Origin of the sequence: Microbacterium sp. SCN 71-21 (assembly GCF_001725695.1) — a bacterium.
Classification (GTDB): Bacteria; Actinomycetota; Actinomycetes; order Actinomycetales; family Microbacteriaceae; genus Microbacterium; species Microbacterium ginsengisoli.
The window spans coordinates 1-8,195 of sequence record NZ_MEGA01000089.1 but is presented as its reverse complement, the minus strand read 5'-3'; the positions used below and the strand labels follow the sequence as shown (position 1 = coordinate 8,195).

Sequence of the window (8,195 nt, the reverse complement as noted above, 5' to 3'; positions counted from 1 at the left end):
CCGTCGCTCGAGGAGTCCGCCCGCGCGCTCGGGCACGGCCCCGTGCGCACCTTCCTGCGCGTGACCCTTCCCCAGCTGCGCATCGCGATCCTCGGCGGCGGACTGGTCGTCGGGCTGCACCTGCTCGCCGAGTACGGCGCCTTCGCACTGCTGCGGTTCGACACCTTCACCACCGCGATCGTCAGCCAGTTCCAGTCGACGTTCGCGGGTCCTGCCGCCAACGCACTCGGCGTGGTGCTCGCGCTGCTGTGCCTCGTGCTGCTCGTCGGCGAGGCGTCGGCACGCGGCTCCGCGCGCTACGCACGTATCGGCCGCGGTGCGCCGCGCCCCGCCGTGCCGCACCGACTCGGGTGGCGCGCGGTGCCCGTGGCCCTGGCACTGACCCTCGTGCTCGCACTCGCTGTCGGTGTGCCGGGCGTGAGCCTCGTGCGCTGGGCCCTGCGCCCGGAGGCCTGGGCGGCCGGCGACCTGCTCTCCACCCTCGGGCAGACCCTGATGCTCTCGGCGGGCGGCGCGATCGCGGCGACCATCATCGCCCTGCCCGGCGCGTGGCTCGCGGTGCGGTACCCGGGCCGCATGTCCCGCGTGATCGAAGGCGCGATGTACCTCGCGAGCAGCCTGCCGACGATCATCGTCGCCCTCGCGCTCGTGACGGTCACCCTGCGGGTGCTTCCGGCCGTCTACCAGACGCCGGTCACGGTGATCTCGGCCTACGTCATCGTGTTCCTGCCGCGGGCGCTGGTGAGCTTGCGCACCGGCCTCGCCCAGGTGCCGCGCGGGCTCGAAGAGGCGGCGCGCTCTCTCGGGCGCAGCTCGCTCGGCGCGAAGCTGACGGTCACCGCGCCGCTCATGCTCTCGTCGTTCGGCGCGGCTCTCGCACTCACCGGCCTCGGCTGCGCGAACGAGCTCACGGCGACCCTGCTGCTCGCCCCGGCCGGCACCAGCACGCTCGCGACCCAGTTCTGGTCGGCGACGATCAACGCCGACTTCGCATCGGCCGCACCATATGCGATCCTGCTGATCGCCCTGTCGGTGCCGAGCGTCGCACTGCTCCTCGCCGACGCCCGCCGGAAGAAGACCGCATGACCTCCCTCGACCTCGCCCAGGTGTCGGTGACCCTGGGCGGACACCCCGTGCTGCACGACGTCTCGCTGCGGCTCGCGGACGGAGAGCGTCTCGCCGTCGTCGGCCCCTCGGGCAGTGGCAAGACGACGCTCCTTCGGGCGATCGCCGGCTTCGAGCGCATCACCCGCGGCGAGATCCGACTCGGCGATGATCTGGTCGCCTCCGCCGAGCGTCAGGTCGCGTCGCACCGCCGCCGGGTCGGCTACGTCGCGCAGGACGGCGCCCTCTTCCCCCACCTGACCGCGCGAGCAAACATCGCCTTCGGCCTCGGCGGGGTCGCGCGTGGCGCCCGGGGTGACGCGGTCGCCGCGGCATCCGCTCTCGCCGGCATCGAGCCCGACCTGCTCGAGCGCTATCCGCACGAGATCTCCGGCGGCCAGCAGCAGCGTGTCTCGCTCGCCCGCGCACTCGCGCCCCACCCGCGCGTGCTGCTGCTCGACGAGCCCTTCAGCGCCCTCGACACGGCGCTGCGCGCCCAGGTGCGCACGCAGGTCGTCGATGCCCTCGACCGCGCCGGCGTGACGACGGTGCTCGTCACCCATGATCCCGCCGAAGCGCTCGCCTTCGGCGACGCGATCGCGGTGCTCGACGGCGGACGCCTCCAGCAGGCGGGAAGCTGCGCCGAGGTCTACGCGGCGCCGGCCACGCCGCAGGTCGCGCGCCTGCTCGGCGACACCGTGCTGCTGCCCGCGACACGCGAGGCGGGGTCGGCCCGATGCCCGCTCGGCCTCGTGCCGGTGCGTACGGACGCGGCAGGCGCAGCATCCGCTCTCGTCGTCATGGTGCGTCCCGAGCAGCTTCGACTGACGACGGATGCCACGGCCCCCGCCATGCGCGTGCTCGACGTCGTCGAGACCGGTGGCACCGCCCTCGTCACGGTCGTGTGCGACGACGGCACCGAGGCGCGGGTGCCGCTGCGCGTGTTCGGCGTCGACCTTCCCGCCGTGGGCGACACCGTCGGCGTCGTGGTGGACGGCGCGGGCGTGCTCTACGCGGCCTGAGCGCTCAGCGGCCGGATCGATGCCGCGCGGCTGCCGCGCCGGTCACAGACCGAGGTCGGATGCGGCGACCGGGGCCGTGCCCGCCACGCTGCGCCGCTGACGGATGATCGCGACGACGATCACCATGACCAACGCGAATCCGAGCGACACCCAGCCGCTGCCGACGCCCACCCCTCCCTCGTCGACGGGCTTGCCGAGCCAGTCGGCGACCGAGGCGCCGAGCGGACGGGTGAGCACGTAGGCGAACCAGAACGCGAACACGGCGCCGAAGCGCAGGAAGCGGTAGCCGAGTGCCGGAACGAGGATGAGCACCGCGAACACGAGGATCGACGGAGCGTAGCCGAGTCCCAGGGTCACCGCGGCGAAGTCGCCGACCGCCGTGCCGAGGGCGAAGGTGCCGATGACGGCCGCCCAGTAGAACGCCTCGCGCCGGGTCGTGGTGATGGCGTGCACCGACAGGGTGCGCTCCACCCGCCACCAGACGAGGAAGACGGCCGCGAGGAACACCGCGTAGAGCGTCGCCGACACCGCATACGGAAGGCCCACGACGACGTGCGCGACATCGGCGGCCATCGTGCCGAAGACGCCCACCATCGCGACGGCGAACCAGTAGACCTCGGGCACGTAGCGCCGGCGCGTGAACTGCAGCGCCAGTGCCGCGCAGAACAGCACGAACGCGATCAGCACGGCGACCACCGGCGGCAGCACCCGGATCGAGAAGTCCGACAGCGCCTCGCCCAGCGCCGTCGACGCGGCTTTGGCCACCCAGAACGACGGCGTCGGATCGGGCACGCGCGAGGGCGCGGCATCCGAAGTCGTCGCGCTCATGCGCGCTTGGCCTTCGAGCGCTTCACGAGCGCCCCGATGACGACCGGCGCGACGGTCACGAGCACGATCGCGATGCTGATCCACTCGATGTTGTTGGCGACCCACGGCACCCCGCCGAGCAGGGCGCCGGCGAGCCCGAGAATGCCCGCCCAGATCACGGCGCCGATCGCGTTCCACATCGAGAAGCGGGCACGCGGCATGTCGGAGACGCCCGCCGCGGGCGAGATGTAGGTGCGCACGATCGGCACGAAACGGGCCAGGATGATCGCGCCCACCCCGTAGCGCTCGAAGAAGCCGTGAGCTTCGGCGAGGTACTCAGGCTTGAACAGCCGCGCCCCGGGACGGAAGAGGCGCCGCCCGTAGCGACGACCGATCCAGAACGACAGCTCGGCGCCGACGATCGCGGCGACCGCGGCGATCGCCGCGATCAGCACCCAGGAGGTGTTCAGCGGCACCGCGAGGATCGCCGCGGCGAACAGGAGGCTGTCGCCGGGCAGGAAGGGGAAGAACAGACCGTTCTCGATGAAGACGATGACGGCGACGAGCACGAGGGCGAGGGGACCGAGGCTTCCGAGACTGTCGATGATGTTCACGCGCCCATCCTGGCGGTGCGATTCAAAGAATGCGCCGAGATTCGGGCGTCAGGATGCCGCGGGGCTACGCTCGCGCTGTGAATCCGCCGACCGACCTGCTCCCCTCGCTCGTCGGTGTCGGGGTGCTCGCGGCCGTCACGACGGTCGTGCTCGCCGCCTTCCGCGTGCCGGGCCTGTGGTCGCCGCTGCTGGCGATCGTGCGCGGCGCGGTGCAGCTCGCGGTGATCAGCGTGCTGCTGACCGGACTCATCACCGACGCGAGGCTGATCGCACTGACCCTCGTCGCGATGTTCGTGATCGCGGCGTCGGTGGCGACCGGACGCATCGGATGGTCGCGGCGCCACGCGGCGATGATGACGACATCCATCGTGTCGGGGGTCGTGTTCGCGACGACGATCGTGTTCGCGACCGGTGCGCTCGAGCTGACCGCACGCTACGCGCTGGCGATCGGCGCGATCGTCATCGGCAACGCCATGAGCATCGCGACCCTCACCGGCCGCATGTTCACCCGCGGAATCGTCGACCACTGGGACGAGGTGGAGGGGTGGCTCGCCCTCGGCGCGCGGCCCCGGCAGTCGACCCTGGCGCTGGCGCGGCAGGCCGTGCGCGATGCCCTCATCCCCTCGATCGACCAGACCAAGACGACCGGTCTCGTCGTGCTGCCGGGCGCCTTCGTCGGCGCGATCTTCGGGGGGATCTCGCCGCTGGAGGCGGGCCGGTTCCAGATCGTCGTGCTCGCGGCCATCATGGCGGCCGGGGCGGTCACATCCGTGCTCGTCGCGCTCTGGATGGGACCGGTGCGGGTGAAACCCGCCGACCTGCGCTAGCTGCGGGAATGCGCGAACGCCCCCGGCCCGTACTCGGGCCAGGGGCGCTCCGTCTGTGCGCGGGTCGGCGCGGTCGATGGGTCAGGCGGCGGGAGTCGCGCCCTCGGTCACGGTGACCGCCTCGGCGGCGCCGGCCACGGCCACCTTGCGCGGCTTCGCCTTCTCGCTGACGGGCAGGGTCACGCTCAACACACCGTCGCGGTAGCTCGCCGAGATGGTCTCCGTGTCGATGCCACGCCCGAGCTGCAGCTGGCGCAGGTAGGCGCCGGCTTCCCGCTCGCGGGTGATCCAGCTGACGCCCTCGCCGCTGGGCAGGGTGCGCTCGGCGCGGATGGTGAGCAGCTGTCCGTCGACGTCGACGTCGATCGAACCCGGGTCGACGCCCGGGAGGTCGGCGGTGAGCACGTAGTGGTCGCCGTCGCGGTAGACGTCCATCGGCATCTGGCGCGGACCACGGCGGGTCTGGTCGAGAGTCGTGGTCGCGAAGCGCTCCAGGTCGCGGAGCAGGTCGTAGGTCGCCATGGGTTCTCCTGTGTGAGCGGGGCGGATGCAGCATCCACCCGGGTCTGCGAAAGTTGAGTCTGATTGGCTCAACTAGTGCGAGATTAGCACTCGGGCAGTGAGAGTGCCAGCGAAGGCGGCGGAGTTCACCGACGGCGAAATGGGGAGATCCCGGGGAGGGACCGCTCTATCGCGGTCCGGAGCCCACGACTGCGCATTGTGCACAGTCCCCCGGAGCAGGCCGGCTCGCCGAAGGATGCCACGCCCATCGGCGGACCGAAGACCCTACTTCCGCCCGGCCCGCCCGCCGAACGCGCGGCGAAGGGCTGCCGGCGCTCCTGCACCGGCAGCCCTCTTCGCATGGCGGATCAACTGGCGCCGAGCTTCTCCTTCAGCGCCGCGGTGCGCTCCGCCGCATCGGCCTTGCGCTCGGCCTTGCGCTGCTCACGCGCGTGACGCCGCGCCTCCTTCTCGGCTTCACGGTAGGCCTCCTCGGCGGCCTCCATCTCGTCGAGCACCTCCTCGCGCGGGCGCCGGATGACGACGCCGTCGAGCTTCGCCATCTCACCGTCGACGACCTCACGGGCGTACTCGGCGACCTCGGCGACGAGGGCGGTGCCGCCGATCGGGATGGCACTGCTGATCTGCTCGAGCGCGCCCGCTGAGCGGTCGACGCGCCGCAGATCGAAGGCGCCGCCCACGAGCAGCCCGCCCGTCCAGCCGAGCAGAATGCCGATGGGTCCGCCGATCACGCCGATCAGGAGTCCCACGAGGCTGCCGCCCCAGGTGCCCACGGCGCCGTTGTTGTCGACGCCGTCGGGCATCGAGATGCGCCCGTCGGCGTCGCGGGTGACGACGGCCGCGGCGGCGACGTCGACGCGGCCTTCCATGCCTGCGCCCTTCAGCTCGCTGAGCGCCTGGAAGGCGTTCGAGCGGTCGTCGAAGGTGACGGCGATGATGTTCGATTCGGGCATGACGGTGACCTCCTGATCACGGGGGATGTTCGCGGGCGGTTGTCCCGCATGACCACCACGATCGCGGTGTTCGCGTCGCCGCTCATCGGTCGCTTCGACCACTCTTCACAGCACTCTCTGTGCAGAGTGCACGGTGCGCCTAGGCTGACCGCATGTCCTCCCCGGGTCGGCTGCGCGAGTTCGTGTGCACGCTCGACGGCGCCCCCACGACGGCCGCCTCACTGCCCGACGACGAGCTGGAACGCCTGCATGCCGCACTCGGCGAGGGGCCGGTGCGCTGGGTGGTCGCGACCGTGGACCACACGCTCGGTGTACTGAGAGCGCGGCCCGATGCGGACGCACTCGCACCGTGGCCCCACATGCGCGCCCTCGCCGAGCACGTGCTCGCCGAGGCGATCGAGCGGTGCCTCGCATCGGAACCGACCACCCCCGACGAGCGCCTGGCAGAGCGCGCGTTCGCCGACGACATCGTCGCCCGCGACCTTCCGCTGGGGCGAGTCGTCGACACGATGCGCATGATGCAGCATGCGTGGCTCGACGCCCTCGTCTCTCGGGCGGTCGAACTCGGAGGGGCGGCCGAGGTCCCCGCACTCACCCGCGTCGTGACCCAGACCGTCGACGGGTGGGTGGGTGCGTTCATCTCGGCAATCGATGCGGAGCGGCGCCGTGCGTTCCAGTCGGAACACGCACGCCGGCGGGCGATGGTGCGCTCCCTCGTCGCCGGAGAAGCGGTCGACGACCAGGTGGCCTCATCCGTGCTGGGGGTTCCGGTCGAGAGCTGGCATCTGGCGAGCACGATCGGCGCGCCGCCCGGAGCGACGATGACCCCGCGCGCGGTGGACGCGGTCGCCGATGCCGTGCAGCGCGCGGTCGGCACCACGCGCTCGGTGCGGCACGCGACAGGGTCTGGCGAGGTCTGGCTCTGGGTCACGACAGACGGCCCGGTGCGCGTGGAATCCCTCGATGCCCTGCGATTCGACGACACACTGCTCGTCGGCATCGGCGAAGCCCATCCGGGTCGCGCGGGTTTCCGGAGAAGCCATCTCGAGTCACTCGCGGCGCTCGCGGTGAGTCGGGGCGAGCATCGGCGCCGCGGCGCGCTCTACCGCGACGTCGCCCTGCGGGCGCTCCTGCTGCAGGACCCGGAACGGGCGATGTGGTTCGCCGAGACAGTGCTGCAAGACCTGTCGGCAGACACGGACGAGATGGCCGAGCTGCGCGAGACCGTACGAGTGTTCTTCGACACACGCATGCGCATCGCACCCGCCGCCGACCGCCTGTTCATCCATCGGAACACGCTGGTCAGCAGGCTCGAGAAGGCCGAGCGGCTGATGGGTCATCGTCTCATCGAGCGCACCACGGCCACCCAGGCCGCGCTCGAGGTGCGCGCCTCCGAGGCGTTCATCGCGGCCCGCGCGCAGGCCGACTCCTGACGCACTCGAGAACTCACGGACAACGCGAAAACCCCCGGACATCCGGGGGTTTCTGACGGACCCGACGCGGTGGCTTTCGAACCCTTCATGGGAGATTAAGCGCCTCCTCGAATGGATGGCTTCGCGTGAACAGCCCCTCAATTAGCCAACGGTGCCGCGTGTTCGCTGCGCTACGAGACCGGGCGACCGAGTTCTGCGCGACTCGCAATTTGCGCTAGGTCGCGCGCCCAGTGCCACGCAGGACTGTCGTTGCGAACCAAGTATTGGAACCGAGAGTCCGTTTGGGGCAGTCGCGAGATCAGCTCGACCTCAAGCAAGGCGTCGCGTGCGTTCTGAAGACTGCTCATCGTTACGCCGAGTGCCTTGGATACCTGCGTCAACGTGAAGATTCCATCTGCAAGGTCAGCGATCTCAAGCATGAGTTCCAACCGATGACTCTGCCCGAAGGCGGCACGTGACACGCGCCGCAGTGCTTCCCGGGATGGCTCCGTGTCCATACACTACGAATATCACGTAACGCAGATCTCGTAACGGAAAGGTCGTACCGACATGCCAAGGAAGACAGGCATCGAGTGGACCGAGGTCACCTGGAACCCGACCACGGGGTGCGATCGCGTATCGCCGGGCTGCGACCACTGTTACGCCCTCACGCTCGCGAAGCGGTTGAAGGCCATGGGCGCGGAGAAGTACCAGAACGACGGGAACCCTCTGACATCGGGACCCGGGTTCGGGATCACCCTGCATGAGTCAGCCCTAGTTCAGCCATACACCTGGGGTGGGCGCCGAGTCGTATTCGTCAACTCGATGACCGACTTGTTCCACGCGCGCGTACCGCTCGACTTCGTTCACCGTGTCTTCGATGTCATCAGAGACACACCGCAGCACACCTACCAAGTGCTCACGAAGCGATCGT

At 70.4% G+C, this 8,195-nt stretch carries 9 protein-coding genes; 5 read left to right on the top strand and 4 right to left on the bottom strand.

Features of this window, described 5'->3' with window-relative positions; genetic code table 11:
* Positions 1–1,086: ABC transporter permease (locus ABT08_RS11585; protein ID WP_288115053.1), on the top strand; the 1,086-nt coding region annotated here is incomplete at its 5' end.
* Positions 1,083–2,126 carry an ABC transporter ATP-binding protein gene (locus tag ABT08_RS11580; protein ID WP_056208039.1) on the top strand — a complete coding sequence of 348 codons (1,044 nt, stop codon included), beginning with the start codon at positions 1,083–1,085 and terminating at the stop codon, positions 2,124–2,126. The genes ABT08_RS11585 and ABT08_RS11580, both read left to right, overlap by 4 nt.
* Before the next feature lie 42 nt (positions 2,127–2,168).
* On the opposite strand, the gene ABT08_RS11575 is transcribed toward ABT08_RS11580, so the two are convergent.
* A complete protein-coding gene (locus ABT08_RS11575; protein WP_045247150.1) occupies positions 2,169–2,954 on the bottom strand; it encodes a COG4705 family protein in 786 nt (261 codons plus the stop codon).
* A complete protein-coding gene (locus tag ABT08_RS11570) occupies positions 2,951–3,547 on the bottom strand; it encodes a DedA family protein (protein WP_045247149.1) in 597 nt (198 codons plus the stop codon). The genes ABT08_RS11575 and ABT08_RS11570 overlap by 4 nt, the downstream gene beginning before the upstream one ends.
* A 77-nt stretch (positions 3,548–3,624) precedes the next feature.
* On the opposite strand from ABT08_RS11570, the gene ABT08_RS11565 reads away from it, so the two are divergent.
* Complete coding sequence (locus tag ABT08_RS11565; RefSeq protein WP_235557401.1) at positions 3,625–4,374, top strand: ABC transporter permease; 750 nt, start codon at positions 3,625–3,627, stop codon at positions 4,372–4,374.
* An 81-nt stretch (positions 4,375–4,455) separates the two neighbouring features.
* On the opposite strand, the gene ABT08_RS11560 is transcribed toward ABT08_RS11565, so the two are convergent.
* Positions 4,456–4,896 (bottom strand): Hsp20/alpha crystallin family protein, encoded by a 441-nt coding sequence (locus tag ABT08_RS11560; protein WP_045247147.1) that lies wholly within the window; start codon positions 4,894–4,896, stop codon positions 4,456–4,458.
* A 347-nt stretch (positions 4,897–5,243) separates the two neighbouring features.
* Positions 5,244–5,849, bottom strand: a complete 606-nt coding sequence (locus ABT08_RS11555) for a DUF1269 domain-containing protein (RefSeq protein WP_288115050.1) — start codon at positions 5,847–5,849, stop codon at positions 5,244–5,246.
* Between the two features lie 152 nt (positions 5,850–6,001).
* On the opposite strand from ABT08_RS11555, the gene ABT08_RS11550 reads away from it, so the two are divergent.
* Entirely contained in the window at positions 6,002–7,282 is a 1,281-nt protein-coding gene (locus ABT08_RS11550; protein ID WP_288115048.1) for a PucR family transcriptional regulator, read from the top strand.
* A 549-nt stretch (positions 7,283–7,831) separates the two neighbouring features.
* On the top strand, positions 7,832–8,195 hold a 364-nt coding region (locus ABT08_RS11545; protein ID WP_288115047.1), incomplete at its 3' end, for a DUF5131 family protein.